This window comes from Streptomyces sp. NPDC054047 (assembly GCF_055585065.1).
In genome coordinates, this window is the sequence record NZ_JBVJKV010000011.1 from 293566 (window position 1) to 312704 (window position 19139).

Annotated in this window: 20 protein-coding genes; 14 read left to right on the forward strand and 6 right to left on the reverse strand. The window is 68.7% G+C overall.

What is annotated here, in order from left to right; translation table 11 throughout:
- The first annotated feature begins 1 nt into the window (after position 1).
- From ACZ6ZP_RS33650 to ACZ6ZP_RS33680, 7 genes are all read left to right on the forward strand, one after another.
- Positions 2–1360 (forward strand): CpaF family protein, encoded by a 1359-nt coding sequence (locus ACZ6ZP_RS33650; protein WP_361471515.1) that lies wholly within the window; start codon positions 2–4, stop codon positions 1358–1360.
- A gap of 34 nt (positions 1361–1394) precedes the next feature.
- Positions 1395–2339, forward strand: coding sequence for a type II secretion system F family protein (locus tag ACZ6ZP_RS33655; RefSeq protein ID WP_469409553.1), 945 nt, complete (start codon positions 1395–1397; stop codon positions 2337–2339).
- A gap of 13 nt (positions 2340–2352) precedes the next feature.
- Positions 2353–3243, forward strand: coding sequence for a DUF5936 domain-containing protein (locus tag ACZ6ZP_RS33660; protein WP_351170482.1), 891 nt, complete (start codon positions 2353–2355; stop codon positions 3241–3243).
- Between the two features lie 661 nt (positions 3244–3904).
- A complete protein-coding gene (locus ACZ6ZP_RS33665; protein ID WP_469409556.1) occupies positions 3905–4516 on the forward strand; it encodes a pilus assembly protein TadG-related protein in 612 nt (203 codons plus the stop codon).
- A 32-nt stretch (positions 4517–4548) separates the two neighbouring features.
- Positions 4549–5142 (forward strand): hypothetical protein, encoded by a 594-nt coding sequence (locus ACZ6ZP_RS33670; protein ID WP_469409558.1) that lies wholly within the window; start codon positions 4549–4551, stop codon positions 5140–5142.
- A gap of 2 nt (positions 5143–5144) precedes the next feature.
- Positions 5145–5816 carry an OmpA family protein gene (locus ACZ6ZP_RS33675; protein ID WP_351170470.1) on the forward strand — a complete coding sequence of 224 codons (672 nt, stop codon included), beginning with the start codon at positions 5145–5147 and terminating at the stop codon, positions 5814–5816.
- Between the two features lie 240 nt (positions 5817–6056).
- Positions 6057–6413, forward strand: coding sequence for a hypothetical protein (locus ACZ6ZP_RS33680; RefSeq protein ID WP_469409560.1), 357 nt, complete (start codon positions 6057–6059; stop codon positions 6411–6413).
- A 501-nt stretch (positions 6414–6914) separates the two neighbouring features.
- On the opposite strand, the gene ACZ6ZP_RS33685 is transcribed toward ACZ6ZP_RS33680, so the two are convergent.
- From ACZ6ZP_RS33685 to ACZ6ZP_RS33695, 3 genes are all read right to left on the reverse strand, one after another.
- On the reverse strand, positions 6915–7361 hold the full coding sequence (locus ACZ6ZP_RS33685; RefSeq protein ID WP_469409562.1) for a hypothetical protein: 447 nt from the start codon (positions 7359–7361) through the stop codon (positions 6915–6917).
- Complete coding sequence (locus ACZ6ZP_RS33690) at positions 7358–7903, reverse strand: hypothetical protein (protein WP_469409564.1); 546 nt, start codon at positions 7901–7903, stop codon at positions 7358–7360. Before ACZ6ZP_RS33690 ends, ACZ6ZP_RS33685 begins: the two co-directional genes overlap by 4 nt.
- A 143-nt stretch (positions 7904–8046) precedes the next feature.
- Entirely contained in the window at positions 8047–8367 is a 321-nt protein-coding gene (locus tag ACZ6ZP_RS33695; RefSeq protein ID WP_351173057.1) for an antibiotic biosynthesis monooxygenase family protein, read from the reverse strand.
- Between the two features lie 215 nt (positions 8368–8582).
- Here ACZ6ZP_RS33695 and ACZ6ZP_RS33700 point away from each other — a divergent pair, with 215 nt between their 5' ends.
- Positions 8583–9338: a class I SAM-dependent methyltransferase gene (locus ACZ6ZP_RS33700; protein WP_351173060.1), complete on the forward strand. Its 756-nt coding sequence runs from the start codon at positions 8583–8585 to the stop codon at positions 9336–9338.
- Positions 9339–9486: 148 nt separating this feature from the next.
- Here ACZ6ZP_RS33700 and ACZ6ZP_RS33705 read toward each other — a convergent pair whose 3' ends face one another.
- Positions 9487–10761: a winged helix DNA-binding domain-containing protein gene (locus ACZ6ZP_RS33705; protein WP_469409566.1), complete on the reverse strand. Its 1275-nt coding sequence runs from the start codon at positions 10759–10761 to the stop codon at positions 9487–9489.
- A 71-nt stretch (positions 10762–10832) separates the two neighbouring features.
- Here ACZ6ZP_RS33705 and ACZ6ZP_RS33710 point away from each other — a divergent pair, with 71 nt between their 5' ends.
- The gene (locus tag ACZ6ZP_RS33710; protein WP_366462950.1) at positions 10833–11333 is read left to right on the forward strand and encodes a winged helix-turn-helix transcriptional regulator; all 501 of its coding nucleotides are present in this window, start codon (positions 10833–10835) and stop codon (positions 11331–11333) included.
- A gap of 313 nt (positions 11334–11646) precedes the next feature.
- Here ACZ6ZP_RS33710 and ACZ6ZP_RS33715 read toward each other — a convergent pair whose 3' ends face one another.
- A complete protein-coding gene (locus ACZ6ZP_RS33715; RefSeq protein ID WP_361471533.1) occupies positions 11647–11985 on the reverse strand; it encodes a DUF192 domain-containing protein in 339 nt (112 codons plus the stop codon).
- A 346-nt stretch (positions 11986–12331) separates the two neighbouring features.
- Between ACZ6ZP_RS33715 and ACZ6ZP_RS33720 the strand changes: the two genes are divergently transcribed.
- Entirely contained in the window at positions 12332–12799 is a 468-nt protein-coding gene (locus ACZ6ZP_RS33720) for a hypothetical protein (protein ID WP_351173072.1), read from the forward strand.
- 98 nt (positions 12800–12897) lie between these two features.
- On the opposite strand, the gene mgrA is transcribed toward ACZ6ZP_RS33720, so the two are convergent.
- The gene (mgrA, locus tag ACZ6ZP_RS33725; protein WP_351173075.1) at positions 12898–13935 is read right to left on the reverse strand and encodes an L-glyceraldehyde 3-phosphate reductase; all 1038 of its coding nucleotides are present in this window, start codon (positions 13933–13935) and stop codon (positions 12898–12900) included.
- Positions 13936–14066: 131 nt separating this feature from the next.
- Between mgrA and ACZ6ZP_RS33730 the strand changes: the two genes are divergently transcribed.
- From ACZ6ZP_RS33730 to ACZ6ZP_RS33745, 4 genes are all read left to right on the forward strand, one after another.
- On the forward strand, positions 14067–14840 hold the full coding sequence (locus ACZ6ZP_RS33730; protein WP_351173078.1) for an isoprenyl transferase: 774 nt from the start codon (positions 14067–14069) through the stop codon (positions 14838–14840).
- Between the two features lie 318 nt (positions 14841–15158).
- Entirely contained in the window at positions 15159–16481 is a 1323-nt protein-coding gene (locus ACZ6ZP_RS33735) for a PhoH family protein (RefSeq protein ID WP_351173081.1), read from the forward strand.
- A 409-nt stretch (positions 16482–16890) separates the two neighbouring features.
- Positions 16891–17622 (forward strand): aggregation-promoting factor C-terminal-like domain-containing protein, encoded by a 732-nt coding sequence (locus ACZ6ZP_RS33740; protein ID WP_454429286.1) that lies wholly within the window; start codon positions 16891–16893, stop codon positions 17620–17622.
- A gap of 125 nt (positions 17623–17747) precedes the next feature.
- The gene (locus ACZ6ZP_RS33745) at positions 17748–19079 is read left to right on the forward strand and encodes an AI-2E family transporter (protein ID WP_351173087.1); all 1332 of its coding nucleotides are present in this window, start codon (positions 17748–17750) and stop codon (positions 19077–19079) included.
- The last annotated feature ends 60 nt before the right edge of the window (positions 19080–19139 follow it).

A 19139-nucleotide genomic window follows, 5' to 3' on the forward strand; every position in this document is an offset into this window, starting at 1 on the left:
GATGAGCCTCCGCGACCGCATAGCGACCCCGCACGACCACGGCGAGGGCAGCGGACCCAGCCGCGACGACAGCCTCGTGGCCGTCTACCGCGCCAAGCTCCTGGAAGAGATCGACCTCGCCGAGATGTCGTCCCTCACGACGGCGGACCGCCGCGTGCGCCTCGAACGCGTCATGGGCCACATCATCAGCCGCGAGGGCCCCGTCCTGTCGACCTCGGAGCGCTCCCAGCTCATCCGCCGCGTCGTGGACGAGGCCCTGGGACTCGGCGTACTCGAACCGCTCCTCGCCGACGCCTCCATCACGGAGATCATGGTCAACGGCCCCGACTCGATCTTCGTCGAGCGCGCGGGCCGCGTCGAACAGCTCCCCCTGCGCTTCGCGTCGAACGACCAGCTCATGCAGACCATCGAGCGCATCGTCTCGACGGTCAACCGCCGCGTGGACGAGTCGAACCCGATGGTCGACGCGCGCCTGCCCACCGGCGAGCGCGTGAACGTGATCATTCCACCCCTGGCCCTCACCGGCGCGACCCTCACCATCCGCCGCTTCCCCCGCGCGTACACGCTGCACGAGCTCATCGGCCTGGGCTCGCTCGACGAGCACATGCTGCTCCTGCTCTCCGCCTTCGTGCGCGCCCGCTTCAACATCATCGTCTCGGGCGGCACGGGCTCCGGAAAGACGACCCTGCTCAACGCCCTCTCCGGCCTGCTCCCCTCCCACGAACGCATCATCACCATCGAGGACTCGGCCGAGCTCCAGCTCCAGCAGGACCACGTGATCCGCCTCGAATCCCGCCCCGCGAACGTCGAGGGCAAGGGCCAGATCACCATCCGCGACCTGGTCCGCAACAGCCTCCGCATGCGCCCGGACCGCATCATCGTCGGCGAGGTCCGAGGCGGCGAGACGCTCGACATGCTCCAGGCGATGTCGACGGGCCACGACGGCTCCCTCGCCACGGTCCACGCGAACACGGCGGAGGACGCCCTGATGCGCCTGCAGACCCTGGGCTCGATGTCCGAGGTCCAGATCCCCTTCGAGGCGCTGAAGGACCAGATCAACTCGGCGGTGGACGTGGTCGTCCAGCTGGCCCGGCACGCGGACGGCTCCCGCAAGATCGCCGAGATCGTCCTGCTCGTCTCGCACGGTCGCGAACAGTTCCGCATCGCCCCGGTGACCCGCTTCGTCCCGCGCCAGCCGGGCGGCAACGGCCTGGACCGCCGCGTGCACGGCTACTTCGAGCACCTGCCGCTGCCGCGCTCCGTCGCCGAACGGCTGTACGTCGCGGGCGAGCCGGTGCCGCCCGGCTTCGGCGTGGCCCAGGCCATAGACGTACTGAACACACGAGAGGCGATCGGATGAGCACGAGGGCGCGTACGAGAGAGGCCACGGGCTGATGGAGAACCAGGCCGCCCTGCTGGCCCTCGGCGCCACCATCCTGACCGGCACGCTCGCCGTCGCCGGAATCCACGCGTACGCCTCGGGGCGCGCCCAGCGCCAGGCACTGGTCGACCGCCTGTCGATCGGCCCCGGCACGGCCGACACCGGCGGCAGGGGCCGCCGCTTCTCGGCCGTGGACCGCCGCCTGCGCCGCACGCGCCTGGGGCGCTCCATCCACCTGCGCCTCTCGGCGACAGGCCTGGACCTGACGGCGGGCGAGTTCTTCGTCTACGTCGTGGCGGTCGTCGCCGCGCTCTGGCTGATGGCGGCGGCGACGCTGGCCCCGTTCTTCGGCCCGATCGCGGGCATCGTGGCGGTCTGGAGCGCGGTCGTCTTCCTCAACTGGCAACGCCAGAAGCGCATCGAGGCCTTCATCAACCAACTCCCGGACGTGGCGCGCATCCTGGCGAACGCGACGGCAGCAGGCCTGGCCCTACGTACATCACTGGCAATGGCGGCGGAAGAACTGGAAGCCCCAGCTGGCGAGGAACTCTCCATGGTGGCGGACCAGTTGTCCCTGGGCCGCTCGATCGACGACACCCTGGGCGAGCTCGCGGAGCGCCTCCCGTCCCGAGAGCTGATAGTGCTGGTCACCACCCTGATCCTCTCCAACAAGGCGGGCGGCTCGGTGGTGAATTCGCTCCGGAACCTCACCCAGACCCTGGAGGACCGCAAGGAGACCCGCCGCGAGGTCCGCACGATGCTGTCGGAGGTCCACGCGACGGCGTTCACGGTCCCGCTCCTGGGCCTTGGCTCCCTGCTCCTCATCAACTCTTCCAATGAGGGAGCACTGGCGAGGGTGACGGGTTCACCGGTGGGCCAGACGCTGATCCTGATCGCCCTTGGCCTGTACGCGGTGGGCTTCTTCGTGATCAGACGTCTCGGCAAGATCGAAGTTTGAGGGGGGAGTTACGTTGCTGGCACTGGCTCTGGCAGTGGTGATGGGACTCGCCGTGGCGGGCGCCTGCCAAGGCGTGCGCATGTACCGCGCGGAGGCGAAGCTCCCCACGGACCTGGCGATCGCCCTGGAGATCGGCGCCACCCGCGTCTCGACGGCGGGCTCGGCGGTGGACCGCCTCGGCATGCGCTTCGCCCCCCTCGTCCTGCGCCTGATGGGCCCGAAACGGGTGGACGCCAAGCGCCGCAAGATCGACATGGCGGGCAACCCCGGCGGCCTGACGATCGACCGCTACGCGGCCCGCCGGGCGGTCTACGGCGCATTCGGCCTGGTGATGGGCCTGGTCTTCCTCACCAACGGCTCATCGCTCTTCGGCCTCCTCACCTTCGCCTTCGGCGTGACGGCGGCGGACGCACTGATCTGGCAGGCGATACGGGAACGCCGCGAGGTCATCGACCGCACACTGCCGGACTTCCTGGACGTACTGGCGGTGGTGGTCTCGGCGGGCCTCGGCTTCCGCCAGGCGCTCGACCGCGTGGCGGAACGCTACGAGGGCCCCTGGGCGGACGAACTGCGCATAACGCTCCGCCAGATGGACATGGGCGTGAGCCGCCGCCAGGCGTTCGACGAACTGCGCCGCAGGAACGCCTCGGAGCAGGTCTCGCAGTTCGTCTCGGCGCTCCAGCAGGGCGAGGAACTGGGCTCGCCCATCGCGGACACGCTCATCCAACTGGCCACGGACATGCGGCGCACGGACGCGCAGAACTCCCGCCGCAGGGCGGCCAAGACGATCCCCAAGGCAACGATGGTGACGCTGGTCTTCATGCTTCCGGCCACGATGATCCTGATCGCGGCGGGCATGTTCCTGGGCTCGGGTTCGGACTTCGGCTCGATTCTGGGGAAGTGAGGGTGACGATGAACGGTGCGGTGGGCTCCGCCCCGGAAGCCGGTATCAAGCCAGTAATCGAAACCTCTTCGCGGCTGCAACCAAATATGGGACAGTCGCCCCGAGAGCAGGAAGGGCACACAGCCCCCGGAGGCGGCCCCCGCCGGGGCCTGCCACCCCAACTGGCCTTTGCAAAAGACGTGTTCACGGTATTCGCGGGAGGGGAAGTCGTGGAACGCATCGAGTCGCCCACGGTCCGGTCACGAACCTCCGACGCACGCCCCCGGGGTGCGTGATGACCTCACCGCCGGGGAAGGGAACTCGCCAACTTGCGAGTCTCAAACGGCATTGGTTGCGGAGAGTGGCTGATGGGTCACATGATCTCGCGTACGTTGCCTATGACGACAGCGACGTCGGAATTGGCTGCGCCAGCGGTACGTGTACTGGGTGGGAGAGAAGGGGCCGTCGTGCTGAAAGATCGCGTACTCAGAGTCTGGGTCGACTGGACCGTAACCGTGACTTCCCGGGTTCGGGGGAGGGAGCGGGATGCGGGGGCTGGGTTTGTGGAGTATGCGGGGCTGATGATTTTGATCGCGGGGATCTATACGTTGATCGACGGCCTCGCCCTGGACAACAAGATCTCCACGGCGATCGGAAACGCGGTGGGCGACGTCATCGGTGGGTGACAGCACGGCCCTCTCTGCGAAGCGACAAAGGGCAGACTCTCCCGATCTACATCTGGATGACGGGGATTCTGCTTTTCGTTGCGTTCGCCTTCTTTGCGTTTGCCCAGGCGGCATCCGCGCGTAACGGCGCGCAATCAGCGGCGGATGCCGCAGCGTTGGCCGCTGCGCAGGACTCCAGGGAAGAGCTGGTCGATGGGTTGGGTCAGTCCATCGGCGATGGTGACACTTGGCTCGACTGGCTGGACGGTGACAACTTCACCGGTGACGGAGCCCGGGGCGCGGCTGATGCGCTGGCCGCCGATAACGACTCCTCCGTGACCGGCTTCGGTCCGGAGGAAGTGAATGGATACCCGGGGTATCGAGTAGAGATCGAGACCAACTACACCGTTGGCGACTCGATCATTCCTGGCACGGAGTCCCAGCACGCCAAGGCGGGGGCAACTGCCATCATCAAGCCGCGCTGCGGCATCACCTCCTCTTCCGATCCGGAGAAGGAAGTGGAGTTCGATTGTGATGGTGGCGATTCGTTTGAGATCGATCCGGATGACTTCGATCTGGAGGATCTTCCGGACGCATCTGTCCTCTTCTCTGTGCATCTGGCCGACTGATGAGTGATCGACGAAAGAAGGAAGCCGTAGCGATGAACATTCGGCGCACCATGAAGACTCGCAGGGCAATGACCGCTGTGGCGATCACGACTGGGCTGGTCCTCACGGTTGCTGGCTGCGGTGGCGGTGGGGACGATGACAAGCCCGACAAGGACTCCAAGCCTTCCGCGTCAGCAAAGGGTGACGATGGGGGTGATGAGAAGGAGTCGCAGCCGCCTGCCGCCGATCAGACTTTGGCCGAGTCCAAGGGGGACGGAGTGACTCTGGTCATCAACTCGGCCAAGCGTGATGAGGGGGGCTTCCTTACCGTTTCAGGCAAGGTGACCAACACCTCAGATGGCCTTTGGACCGGGGGGCAATGGCGCGGAGATGAAAGGGAACTGCAGAAGAACGGCGGCTCCATTGCCGGTGCAAGCCTTGTGGATGAACAGGGGAAGAAGCGGTACTTGGTCCTGCGCGACACCACCGGACGTTGCCTCTGCACCAAGTTCGAGGGTGGCATCGACTCGGGGAACACGGCCGACTGGTTCGCGCAGTTCCCCGCTCCACCGGAGGAGACGAACAAGGTCACGTTCCAAGTAGGCGGGATGCCCCCGGCGGCCATCGAACTTGCCGAGGGTGAGTGACCATGTCCCACCCCCGACCACGCCCCCGAACCCTCGCCACAGCAACGGCCGCCACCCTCACGGCCCTGGTCCTCCTGACAGGCACCCCCGCCTTCGCGGACGACGAAGACCCCAGCGCACCCCCCGGCAGTACGACCACCACCCCGCCCCAGGAGGTCGACTCCAACAGCCCCGGACTGAAGCTGGCCGACGGAGCGACCCTGGCCCCGGCGAAGGTCCTGGACATCAAGTCCGTGGTCGAAGACCTCGGTGGCGAGGAGCGCCGTGAGGACACGAACACGGACGTGAAGTTCGCGCTGCAGGCGGAGGTGCTGTTCCCCAAGGACAGCCCCAAGCTGAACCCGGAGGCGAACGCGCGGATCAAGGCGATCGCCGAAGAGGCCAAGGCCCAAAAGGCCACAAACGTCCGGGTGTTCGGCTTCACGGACGACCTAGGCTCGTACAGCCACGGCAAGAAGCTGTCCCGCGAACGCGCCGAGGCCGTACACGACAAGATGGCCGCCTATCTGGGCCCCGAGGTCACCTACTCCGTACGCGGATACAGCGAGGACTACCCGATCGCGGACAACGGCTCCGAGGAGGGCCGCAAGAAGAACCGCCGAGTCGAGGTCTCCTTCCCCCGGGGCTCGGGCGGGGCGGACACGGGAACAGCGCCCTCCGGGAGCCAGGACTGACCGTTGCCTCCCAGACGGCCCCACCCGACCCGAAGGCTCAGGCTCTCCCTCAGCAGCATCGGCGCCACGGCACTGCTGATGACCGCATGCGGCAGCAGCACGCATGAGCCCTCCGCCGCGCCCACCGAGTCCCGGGGCGGGCAAGCGGGAATGATGTGCTTCTGGCCAGGCACCGCACCGCCGCCGAGCCGGACGTCCGCAGGCTGCCCGGAACAGACTTCGCCCAGCCCCCTGCCCACGGTGACCATGGCCCCGGAGAAGGACGCGAAGTGGGGTTGGCTCAAACCCAGTTGCTCGCCGGACAAGCGGGGCAGGACGGGCGTGACCCGCCACGGGACGCGGCTGTGGTGCGAGGAGACCAAGGGCCGGTGGCGCTGGACCTGGCACAGCCCTCCCGAGGCGAAGGAGCCCTGCGTGGACGAGGGCGCCTGGCACCTCAAGGACACCATCCGCTCCTACGTCTGCCGAGACGGAACCTGGCGAGCGGAGAGGCCGAAGGACTGGCGCACCCCGTCCCCGACAGACTGGCCCAGCCAGGGCCCCGGCAAGATCCCCAACCCAAGGGGACTCGCACCCGACGCGGTTCCCGGCCACTGACCGGACGCTGCCAGAGTCCCGGCACCTTCCTTCTCCCGAGAGGGCGCATGGCACAACACGCGCGCCCCATCCCTGTCAGAACACAACTTTGCAAAGTAGGTGCGCCACCCGCCGGTCCGGTGGTCAGCCGCTTGACGAGACCGGCACCGATCCCCGGGGCGACCGCGCACCCCTGCCCGTGACGGCCACCCCGGAAGATCCGGTCCGCACCCGGCAGTGAGACCCCACGGCCCTGCGGGAGTGGTCGAGAGTCCCGCCCTTCGGGCCGTCCGGTCGTCTTCCCTCGCGCGGTGGAGGGACGGGTGTCAAGGGTGGAGCGCAGCGCAATCGGCGCAGCCGACGCGACGAAGGAGCGCCCTTGACTCCCGTCCCGGAACCGCCAACCTAGGGACAACCGGGCGGCCCCGGCACCCAGCAAGGCCGCAGGCCCCCCGAAGCTCCGCCGGCCGGGGGGAGAGAGGGGGCCCAGCCCCCAGCCCCCAGCCCTCGGCCGACAAGCTGCTACTTCCCGCACTCCCCCAAGTACCGATCGAAGACCCCATCCTTGGCCTTCCGCGCAACGGCATCCGTATACGCATCCGCCCGCAGCACACCGGCCGCCAGATGGGTGTCGTCCTCAAGGTTCTTCGTATCGGCGCACGCCACCACCACGATCCAATCGGCGTGCGTCCCCTTGTCCTTGGCGGTGCCGTACGTCGCCTCGGCGCCGGTGACCGGCTTGGACAGGTCGTACGACACCATCGACGAGGCGGCCGGCAGCCCTCCCTCAACCTGGGCCACGGTCTGCCCGACGAACGAGGAGACCGGCACATGACCGGTCTCGCCCGAGCCACCGCCGACACCGCCACCGCCGGCACCGCACCCGCTCAGCAGTACGGCGACGACCCCGGCGAAAAGCACGGCGACGCCCCGCGCGGCACGCGCATCAGCATCAGAAGAGCCACTCACTTGACCTTGCAACTCACCTTCGCGGGCGCCGGGTTGAAGGCATGCTTCCACCCGCTCCTGCCGGCCTTGTAGTCGAGAGGCGTCGTGATGTGCTTCTCGATCTTGTACTTGTACCGGGTGCCGATCGGGTAGGCGACGAGCGAGTGGCCCTTCTTCACCGGCGAGCTGCACGTCACGGCGACGGACTGGGTCTTGGCCTGGCTGATGTTCAGGCTGCCCGCGACGGCGCCACGGCTGAGACCGAACCCCGCGTCGATGGTGCGCGTCGCCGACGCCGTCTTGTTGATCATGCAGGTCATGCCCTGGGTCTGGGCCGTGCAGCGGGCGATCTCGTCCTTGCTGTTCGTGTAGTTGCTCTGCTTCGACTTGTTGATGAGCTTGCTGTACTTGCCGACCGCACCCCTGGTCGAAACGCCGGACTTCGCGGTGGGCGAGGCCTCTTCGTTTGCGGGTGCGGCGTTCGCGTGGGCGGCGGTGGCCACCAGCGTGGCGGACAGGGCGAGTACGGCTCCGGCGATGCGAGTCGTCGAGCTAAGGCGCATGCGTTCCCCCATGTTCAATCTTGGTCGCCAAAGATCGTACTCGACGACTCAGCGACTCTGACCTGCGCATTCATGAGGGCGGCAACAGAGAGGGAACGGCTGCGGGAGCCCGCGCCGGCGCACCGCCGACGCGGGCGCGCGCGTCAGGGGAACGTGACGATGGTGTCGTAAAGCCCCGGGTTCGCCGTCACCGGAGTCTCCTTCGAGTCCCGCGCGGCGTTCGCCCGGTTCGCGAACGCGGGGTCGGCCCCGGCCGCCTCCCACGCCTCCCGGCTCTCCCAGTGGGCCACGTTCACGAGCTGGAAGCGCCCGTCGGCGGCCTGGGCCCGATGCAGCCGGGTGTCGATGAAGCCTGGCTTCTCGCTCATGATCGCGGCCCGCTGCTCCCACTTCTCGGCGAAGGCGTCGACGTCCTCGGGGGCGATCTCGAAGATGTTGATGAAGGTGACGTTCTCGGTAGCCATGATCGGACCCTAAGGGTGCCCTAATTAAGCCGAGATAAGCGGGAGTTGCCCAGACACAAGGAGCCAGACGCAAGGAGTCAGACGCAAGGAGCCAGACGCAAGGAGACAGACGCAAGGAGACAGACGCAAGGAAGCAGAGAGACCCGTCGCCGTGAAGCCCGCCTCTCCGCAGAAATGGGCGTGAGCCCCGGCCCACGCGATGCGAAGATCACTGCATGAGCAGTTTCGACGCACTTGTGGCGGAAGCGGAGTCGGCCCCGACCGAGGGCTGGGACTTCTCCTGGTTCGAGGGGAGGGCCACCGAGGAGCGGCCCTCCTGGCGGTACGCCCACGCCATGGGGGAGAGGTTGGGGCACGCCACCGCCTCCCTCGACATCCAGACCGGCGGCGGCGAAGTCCTCGCATCCGCGCCCGCGCTGCCCCCGCTCGCCGTCGCCACGGAGGGGTGGCCGCCGAACGTCGCCAAGGCCACCGCCCTGCTGCATCCGCGCGGCGCGGTGGTCGTGGCCTCGCCGGAGGACGCGCCGCTGCCGTTCGCGGCGGAGGCGTTCGACCTGGTCACCAGCCGGCATCCGGTGAAGGCACACTTCGACGAGATCGCCCGCGTGCTGCGCCCCGGCGGGACCTACTTCGCCCAGCACGTGGGCCCCGCCAGCGTCTTCGAGGTCGTCGAGTACTTCCTCGGGCGCCAGCCCGACGCGGTACGGAACGGCCGCCACCCCGACGGCGAGCGGGCCGAGGCGGAGGCGGCGGGCCTGGAGATCGTCGACCTGCGGTCCGAACGGCTCCGGATCGAGTTCCACGACATCGGGGCAGTCGTCCACTTCCTGCGCAAGGTGGTGTGGATGGTGCCGGACTTCTCGGTGGAGAGGTATCGCCCACAGCTGCGGGAGCTGCACGAGCAGATCGAAGCGGAGGGCCCGTTCGTGGCGCACAGCACGCGGCATCTCTTCGACGCCCGTAAGCGCTGAGGCTGGCCTCGCCCCCCGGACTCCCCCTGACTCGCCCCTGCCTCGCTCCCCTCCTGACTCGCCCCCCTGACGAGACATCCCGGGGCCGGGCGGACCCAGTTCCCCCCTACGCGTGTCGCCCTACGTGTGTCCCCCTACGCGTATCCCCCTACGCGTGGGCGCCCACACTCACCGGCCCCACCACCAACTCCGCCTGCCCCTCCAACACTTCCCCCACCCGCTCGACCTGCCCCTCCAACTCCCGCCGCTGGCCCGCGGTCAAACGCCCCAGCGGTTCCACCGTGACCGTCACCCGGCGCCCCGAGCGCCGCTGGTGCCAGACCCCGGCCACGACCCCGTCGATCAGGAGCACGGGGAAGTTGCCGGCCTGGCCCCCGGCCAGCGCCCGCTCGTAGGCCCGACCGGGGAAGAGCCGCTCGCGCGGGTGCGAGGCAATCACGTACGCGTCGAAGTACGGCAGCAACCGCACACCGCGCAGGCCCTGCACATCCCCCACACCCTGCACATCCCGCACGCCCTGCAAGTCCCGTCCACCCCGCACGCCCCGCACATCCCGCCCACCCTGCGCGCCCCGCACACCCCCCGCCGCCTCCCGCGGAAACTCCGTGTCGCCCGCGACCACCCACACCGGAGACACCCCGTCCATATCCACCGCCTCGATCTCCCCCTCGGAAGCCATCGACGCGAAGACATCCCCCGCCCAACCACCAGGCGCCGCCGCCCACTTGGCGAACTCGCGCGGCGTCGCGGGCCCGTACGCGTACAAGAAGCGCCGCACCAGAGCCGCCGTAGCCTCCTCCGCGGCCACCGGCGCCCCGAAGTCCGGCGGGCGCGTGTACGTCACCTTGCGCCCCCGGTTCGGCCCGAAGCACAGCACCCCCCGGTGGCCCGCCACATGCATGACCGCGCGCCAGCGCGGCCACATCCCCTGGAAGGCCGGCATCACCAGCTCGCCCGCCCAGGGCCCCGTACGCGCCACCACCTCCTCGCCGAGCTCGTCGACGGTCAGCCGGGCCCCGTCAAGGGCGTCGCCGATCGCGGCCACGATCTCGTCCGTCTGGGACGGAGTCAGGCGATCGCCCGCCTTGAAGGGGCTCGGGACACCCGGGATCGCGGATAACGCACCCGTCCAGAGGGGGAGTCGCGCCGTCGGCAGGAAGTGGATCGTGCCGCGCGGTCCGTACGTCTTGACCAGGCTCGGCTCATCGCCCCACAGCGCGTCGCGTACGTCCTGCCGGGTCGCCCCGTCCATCCGCAGCCCCACCGACAGCTCGGCGGCGGACAGCACCTGCGCCTGCGCGGCGAGCATCGCGTCGACCACCTCGCCGGGGCCAGCCTCGCCCGGCTTGGCCGGACTCAGCAGGAACTGCCGCTCCATGCGCCGGGCGTTGGCGGCGCTCCACGAAATAGCGGCGAGGGTCATCAGTGTTCCCCTTCAGTACTGTCGATCCAGTAAGTGGCTCTGCGAGTTCAGCGGATCAAGAGGAGTGGACCATGCCGAAGAGCGGCACGGAGGGCAATTCGGAGAGCGGCAAGGAGACCAAGACGCTGTACGCGTGCGGCCTCGACGCCGCCGTGGACGTCGTCGGCGGCAAGTGGAAGCCGATGATCCTCTGGGCGCTGTACGCGGGCACGACGCTGCGCTTCGGCGAGCTCCGGCGGCACATCACCGGCATCAGCGAGAAGGTGCTGATCCAGCAGCTGCGCGAGCTGGAGTCCGACGGCATCGTGCACCGCGAGGTGTACCGCGAGGTCCCGCCGAAGGTCGAGTACTCGCTGACCCCCCTCGGCCAGTCCCTGAACGAGGCGCTGATCCCGCTCGGCGTGTGGGGCGACGAGCACATGCAGCAGCTGGTGGCCAACCGGGACTGCGACAAGGTCGGCACGCGGGGCGGCGGCCGCCAGGATCGCCTGGACGAGAGCAAGGGCGAGGGCAAGGGCGACGGCAAGGACGAGAGCAAGGCCGGGAGCAAGGGCGACGGCAAAGCCGCCTGACGCGGAAACGGCACGGAAGGTTGCCTCGCACGCCGATCGTTAACCAAGTGATCCCGAAACAGGTGGCGTTGATTCCGCATCGTTATCGGGACCGGCTCGATCTGAGCCCCGGAATCACGTAAGTTCAGACCAAGGCGAATTCGCGTGAGCAAAGCCACGTGTGCGGTGCCGCGCGGCGGAGGGGGCTGCGCGGCTCCGCGCGCCCTCATCTCCCGGCGAACATCTCGCGGCGGACGTTCCCCGACGAACCTCCCGGCGGACGTTCCCCGACGAACCTCCCGGCGGACATTCCCCGGCGGACATCTCCCGGCGATCAGTCGCCGCCGGACCGCACCTCGACCCGCGTACCCCGGCGCACGCCCCACCGGGCCATCGCCCCGGCCTCCGCCTCCAGGACGTGCCGGGCCCGCAGCCGGGGCCGCCCGATCCGCCAGGGCCGCATCGTCCGCACGGACAGCACCCGCAGCTCCCGGTCCAGATACGCCACGTCCACGGCGAACCGCATCCGCACCGTGTGCACACCGCTCGCCGGGGTCAGCAGCAGCGCCCCGCTCACCCCGTCCCGCCCGAGCAGCCCGCGCCGCCGCGCACCGGCGGAGTCCGCGATCTCCAGGGGGAGTGGCTGTCCGGTCGGGAGCAGAAGCGTCGCCATGCGAGCCGAAGCTAGCGGCCCGCACGCCCGCCGCGTCAAGCGCGTGCCCCACCCCTGTCCCTCCTATGGGCTATCGCCAGGAGGGGCCTGAATCTGCCGACGGGGCCGAAATCCGGTGGGAGAACGGGGTCACGGAGTTGTCGGCCGATTTCGGAGAGTAGTTGTGGCACGCCGATGCGCGCGACTTCCCTCACGAAGGGTTATGGTGGAAACCCCCCCTCGGGCCGGTCCGTCTCCCCCCCCCACGGACCGGCCCGATTTTTTGTGCCCGGACGCCGGAGCCCGTACCGCCCGCGCCGCAGGCCGCCCGATCACGGAGTCAGAGCCTCCGACTATGGTCAGGGACATGTCGAACCAGTTCCCCCCGCCGTACGAGAACCCGCAGGCAGGCCTGCCCACTTACACGGGTCCCGCGCATGACCCTGCGTACGGGTACGGACCGGTCCCGCCGCAGACGATGCCGGGCGGCGTCCGCGCCGCACAGGTGATCATCTGGGTGCTCTCCGGGATGTGCCTGCTCGGCTCCGTCATCGCCGGCGCGATGTACGGGCCCCAGGCCGCGGGCGCGGTCCTCGGGGCCAACTTCCTCCTGATACCGCTGTGCGTCCTGGCCTTCCGCTTCGACCTGCCCGGTCACGGAAAGCGTGTGGCCTCGATCGTGCTCAGCAGCGTGCAGATCCTGGTCGGGCTCGGCGCCCTCGGCCGGAACGCGGGGCCGGGCGCCCTCCTCCTGGTCGGCTGCTCGATCGCGCTCGTGATCCTGCTCAGCCAGGGTGCCGCGGGCGCCTGGTTCAAGCGCCCGCGGACCTTCTAGACGTACCTCGACCGGACGTACCTCGACTGGACGTACCTCGACCAGGCGTACCCCGACTGGGTGTACCCGACTGGACGTACCCCGAGAAAGGGGAGCCGTCAGCCGCGACCGGCCCAGATGTTGGTGCCGGGCGTGGAGACCGCGTACGTGTCGATCTCGGTCAGCTCCGCGTCCGTGAGCTTCGGACCGGCCAGCGCCGCCACGTTCTCCTCCAGCTGCTTCACGCTGGAGGCGCCGATGAGCGCGGAGGTCATCCGCTCGTCGCGCAGGACCCAGTTGAGCGCCAGTTGCGCGAGCGACTGGTCGCGGCGGGCCGCGATGTCGTTCAGGCCGTTGAGCCGGCGCACGACCTCGTCGCTCAGGAGGTCGGGGTCGAGCGACTTGCCCTGCGTGGCACGCGAACCCTCCGGGATGCCCTTGAGGTACTTGTTCGTGAGCAGGCCCTGCGCCAGCGGCACGAAGGAGATGCAGCCCATCCCCGCGTCCTCGAGGGTGTCGAGCAGGCCGTCGTCCTCGGTCCAGCGGTTGATCATCGAGTACGAGGGCTGGTGGATGAGGGCGGGAACGCCCATCTCCCGCAGCAGCCGCGCCGCTTCGGCGGTCTGCTCGCTGTTGTAGGAGGAGACACCCACGTACAGCGCCTTGCCCTGCCGCACGGCGGACGCGAGCGCGCCCATCGTCTCCTCGAGCGGGGTCTCCGGGTCGAAGCGGTGCGAGTAGAAGATGTCGACGTAGTCGACGCCCATCCGCTTCAGCGACGCGTCCAGGGACGACATCAGGTACTTGCGCGAACCCCACTCGCCGTACGGGCCGGGGTGCATGAGGTAGCCCGCCTTGGTCGAAATGACCAATTCATCGCGGTACGGGGCGAAGTCCTGGGCGAAGAGCTTGCCGAAGTTGAGCTCGGCCGAACCGGCGGGCGGTCCGTAGTTGTTCGCCAGGTCGAAGTGCGTGACGCCCAGGTCGAAGGCGCGGCGCAGGATCGCGCGCTGGCTCTCGAGGGACTTGTCGTCACCGAAGTTGTGCCACAGGCCCAGCGAGACGGCGGGCAGCTTCAGGCCGCTGCGGCCCGTGCGCCGGTACTCCATGGTGCTGTAACGGTCCGTTGCCGCTCGGTACAGAGACGTGTCGTTCATGGGTACGAAGCTACTTCAGCCGGGGATCTTCCGGGGCCCGGCGCCGGATCACCCGAGGGCGGAGGCACGCCCTCACAGCGGTAGGCTTTCGCCTTCGGGGACTGCCGTCTGCACGGAGGGGCTGAAAGACCGTGAACCTGCGGGACAGGCTGCGCGGCCTGCTGGTCGGGCTGTACGCACGCCGGGTGGAAGGTCATCTGGACCATGACCAGGTGCCCAAGCACATCGGGGTCATCATGGATGGCAACCGCCGCTGGGCCAAGGCCGCCGGGTCCACCACCGTCCAGGGCCATCAGGCGGGGGCGGACAACATCGGGGAGTTCCTCGGCTGGTGCAGCGAGACGGACGTCAGGGTCGTCACGCTGTGGCTGCTCTCGACGGACAACTTCGACCGGCCCCAGGACGAACTGGGTCCGCTCCTCAGCATCATCGAGGACACCGTCCGCTCGCTGGGCCGCGACGGCCGCTGGCGCGTCCATCACGTCGGCGCCACCGACATCCTGCCCTCGGGCATGCGCAATGTCCTCAAGGAGGCGGAAGAGGCCACGGCCCACGTCGACGGGATAGTGGTCAACGTCGCCATCGGCTACGGCGGCCGCCAGGAGATCGCCGACGCCGTCCGCTCGATGCTGCTCGACGCCGCCGACAAGGGGCAGTCGCTCGAGGAGGTGGCCGACAAGGTCGACGTCGATCTCATCGGCAAGCACCTCTACACCAGGGCCCAGCCCGACCCGGACCTGGTGATCCGAACGAGTGGGGAGCAGCGCCTGTCCGGCTTCATGCTCTGGCAGACGGCCCACTCCGAGTACTACTTCTGTGAAGTCTTCTGGCCCGCGTTCCGCAAGGTGGACTTCCTGCGAGCGCTGCGCGATTACGCGGCCCGGCACCGGCGTTACGGGGGCTGACCCCGCGAGGTGCTCATGTCGGTGAGGTGTGAGTAACCCAGAGTTCACGGATGCGCCGTCATATGCCCTGGCATGGCGGCGCTTGTTCGAGGGAATAAGCCTTCCAGGTCGACATCCGATTCACGGATGTCGTATCTCAGCGGGCGGCATGGGGCCGTCCGCCCGGGAGGCCCTTTGCACCAGGACGACCGTGCGGTGAGTACGGGCGAAGTGGAGGGCCGGAGCTCGGCCCGCGCACTGCGGTCCCGAGACCGGTCCGGATTCTCCCGGCATCCTTCCCGTCGCTCCCCGACCTCATCCGAGGGGGTACGTCCTTCCGTGGTGACCAGCACAAAGCGCCGCATGCCCGACAGGCGCACCTATGTTCTCGACACCAGCGTTCTGCTCGCAGACCCGAACTCCATGTACCGCTTCGACGAGCACGAAGTCGTGCTGCCCGTCGTCGTGGTCACGGAGCTGGAGGCGAAGCGGCACCATCCCGAGCTCGGCTACTTCGCCCGGCAGGCCCTGCGCCTGCTGGACGACTGCCGGGTCCGGCACGGTCGCCTGGACGCGCCGATCCCGATCGGCGATCTGGGCGGCACGCTGCGCGTCGAGCTCAACCACTCCGATCCCGGCGTGCTTCCGGCCGGCTACCGGTTGGGGGACAACGACTCACGGATTCTCGCCGTAGCGCGCAACCTCCAGGCAGAGGGGTACGACGTCACCGTCGTCTCCAAGGATCTGCCTCTGAGGATCAAGGCGTCCTCGGTCGGCCTCCTCGCGGAGGAGTACCGCGCCGAGCTCGCCATCACGGACTCCGGCTGGACCGGAATGTCCGAACTGACCCTCTCCGGCGAACAGGTGGACCTCCTCTTCGAGGAAGACACCCTGTACGTACCCGAGGCGGCCGACCTGCCCGTCCACACGGGCCTCACCATCCAGTCCGAGAAGGGCAAGGCCCTGGGCCGCGTCACGGCCGAGGGCAACGTCCGTCTCGTACGCGGCGATCGTGAGGCCTTCGGCATCAAGGGGAGGAGTGCGGAGCAGCGCATCGCGCTGGACCTGCTGCTCGATCCGGACATCGGCATCGTGTCGATGGGCGGCCGGGCGGGCACCGGCAAGTCGGCTCTCGCGCTCTGCGCGGGTCTTGAGGCCGTCCTGGAGCGCCGCCAGCACCAGAAGGTGATGGTCTTCCGGCCGCTGTACGCGGTGGGCGGACAGGAGCTCGGCTACCTGCCCGGCACCGAGGCCGAGAAGATGGGCCCCTGGGCCCAGGCGGTCTTCGACACGCTCGGCTCGGTGGCGGGCAAGGCGGTCATCGAGGAGGTGACGGCGCGCGGCATGCTCGAAGTGCTCCCGCTCACCCATATCCGCGGGCGCTCGCTGCACGACGCGTTCGTGATCGTCGACGAGGCCCAATCCTTGGAGAGGAACGTTCTTCTGACCGTTCTGTCCAGGATCGGGGCGAACTCCCGAGTCGTCCTCACGCACGACGTCGCCCAGCGCGACAACCTCCGAGTGGGGCGGTACGACGGTGTAGTTGCCGTGGTCGAGAAGCTGAAGGGCCATCCGCTCTTCGCCCACGTCACCCTCACCCGATCGGAGCGTTCGCAGATCGCGGCGCTGGTGACCGAAATGCTGGAGGACGGTCAGATCTGAACCAGTTCACCCTGGTTACGCAGCAGTTGGCGCCGCCCGGCGAAGCGAAGGAGCTTAGCCGGGCGGCGTCGTGGCGTTCGCCCTTTTCCGAAAAACTCCTGGGGCAAACGAGGTGTGAGCTTTCACACGGCACGGAGAATTGCCTTGCGACGTCCGGCTGGGGCAGAGTCTGGGTCCTGTCAGGCCCCGCATGCGACACACCTGTACCCCCAGCGGTACCGCAACCCGGAAACACCAGAACTTCATAGTGGCCGTCGCATGCCGCCCGAAGCACCACGCGACGCTCCCGTCACGGGAGTTGTCCACCGGGTCCGTGCCTCCCGTGACCGAGAACCAAGCGGAGGCCAGTGCCAGGGGCACGATTGCGTCCGCGAGGTCACCTATGCGGGCGATGCTGGAAGGAAACCGTGTGAGCCGGATTTCGGTCCGGGGATTCGCCGTGGCATCCGCCACCGCGGTCACCACTGTTGGCGCTGTCGTCGGTGTCGCCTCGGGCAGCACCCCGGGCGCCTCGAATGACAACGACTTCGAGGCGGCGGCAAGCGACGCGACTCTCCTCGCAGACATTCCCGCGGGCCAGCAGGCCCAGGTGCAGACCGCGTCCCTGACGCAGCAGGCCGACGCACAGGCCATGGCTGCCGACACGGCCGCGAAGAAGTCGGCGGCGGAAGCAGCGCGCAAGCAGGCCGCCGAGTCGGCGATCGCGAAGCAGAAGGCCGCCGAGAAGGAGGCCGCAGCCGAGAAGGCCGAGAAGGCCGCGGCCAAGAAGGAGCGTGAGGCGGAGGCGGAGACCAAGGCCAGCCGTTCCTCCGCACGCGACGCCTCGGACTTCGCCCCGCAGTCCTCGTACTCCGTCTCGCAGGTCCAGGCGATGGCACGGCAGATGGTCCCCGGTGACCAGTTCCAGTGCTTCAGCAACATCGTCAACCACGAGTCCACCTGGAACTACAAGGCCAGCAACCCCTCTTCGGGTGCGTACGGCCTCGTCCAGGCGCTCCCTGGCTCCAAGATGTCCTCGGCCGGAGCCGACTGGCAGACGAACCCCGCCACGCAGATCAAGTGGGGCCTCGGCTACATGAACGACCGCTATGGAAGCCCCTGCGGAGCGTGGGACTTCTGGCAGGCGAACAACTGGTACTGAGCCGCGGTTCGCTCAACCTTTTGCAGACCCCTCACCGTCCTTCGGTGGGGGGTCTTGCCGTGTACGGTCAGTCCGACAACTTCCAGGGGGGAGTGGTGCGGAGAGACGGGGGAAGAGGACGGATCATGGCGCGAGTACCGGAGTGGATCGGCCGGCTGGGAGCCGGACTGTCTGAGATGGGCGAGCGGAGGAGCAGGCGGGCGGAGTCGGACGACGACTTCGGGGACGACGTCCGGTCTTCGCGGCAGTCGGCGGCGGATGAAGCCGACGGTTCGGACACCGTGGTGCCCGCGCCGCCCGCCTACGCGCCGGACATAGCGGCACGGCCCGACCCCGTCGACGCGGTGCCGTGGGGCATGCGCGTCGCGGCCGAGGCCGGCTGGCGTCTTCTCGTACTCGCGGGCACGCTCTGGGTGTTGATGAAGGTCATCAGCGCCGTGCAGCTGGTCATCTTCGCCTTCGTCGCGGCGCTGCTCATCACCGCGATGCTCCAGCCGACGGTGGCCCGGCTCCGGCGGCTCGGCCTGCCGAGGGGCCTTGCGACCGTCCTCACCGCCGTACTCGGCTTCGTCGTCATCGGGCTCGTCGGCTGGTTCGTCGTCTGGCAGGTCATGGAGAACGCGGACACGCTCTCCAGCCAGCTCCAGGACGGCATCGACGACTTGCGTAACTGGCTGCTCAACAGCCCGTTCCATGTGACCGAGGACCAGATCAACGACATCGCCAAGAGCCTGCGGGACGCGGTCGGGGCGAACACGGAGGAGCTGACGTCGGCGGGGCTCGAAGGGGTCACCGTGATCGTGGAGACCATGACCGGCATGCTGCTGGCGATGTTCTCGACGCTGTTCCTGCTGTACGACGGCAAGCGCATCTGGCAGTGGGTCCTCAAGCTCGTCCCGGCGCCCGCGCGGCCCGGCATCGCGGGCGCGGGGCCGCGTGCCTGGCGCACGCTGACGGCCTATGTGCGCGGCACGGTGATAGTGGCTCTGATCGACGCGATCTTCATCGGGCTCGGGATCTACTTCCTCGGGGTGCCGATGGCGGTGCCGCTGGCCGTCTTCATCTTCCTCTTCGCCTTCATCCCGCTGGTGGGCGCGGTGATCTCGGGCGCGCTCGCCGTGGTGGTGGGTCTGGTGACCCAGGGCGTCTTCACCGGTGTGATGACCCTGGTCGTGGTCCTGGCCGTGCAGCAGATCGAGGGGCACATCCTCCAGCCGTTCATCCTGGGACGGGCCGTGCGGGTGCATCCGCTGGCCGTCGTGCTGTCCGTGGCCGCGGGTGGGCTCGTCGCCGGGATCGGCGGCGCCGTGGTGGCCGTGCCGCTGGTCGCCGTGACGAACACGGTGGTGGGCTACCTGCGGGCGCACTCCCGGGAGGCCGCCCTGAAGCAGTCGCCGCAGCCGCGGGGCGCGACGGCGGCCGACATCGCTCCGGTGGATCCACCGCCTTCGGCCTGAATCGCGGAAAGGCCCCCGCTCAGCAGCTGCTGAGCGGGGGCCTTTCCGTTGTGCCGGGAG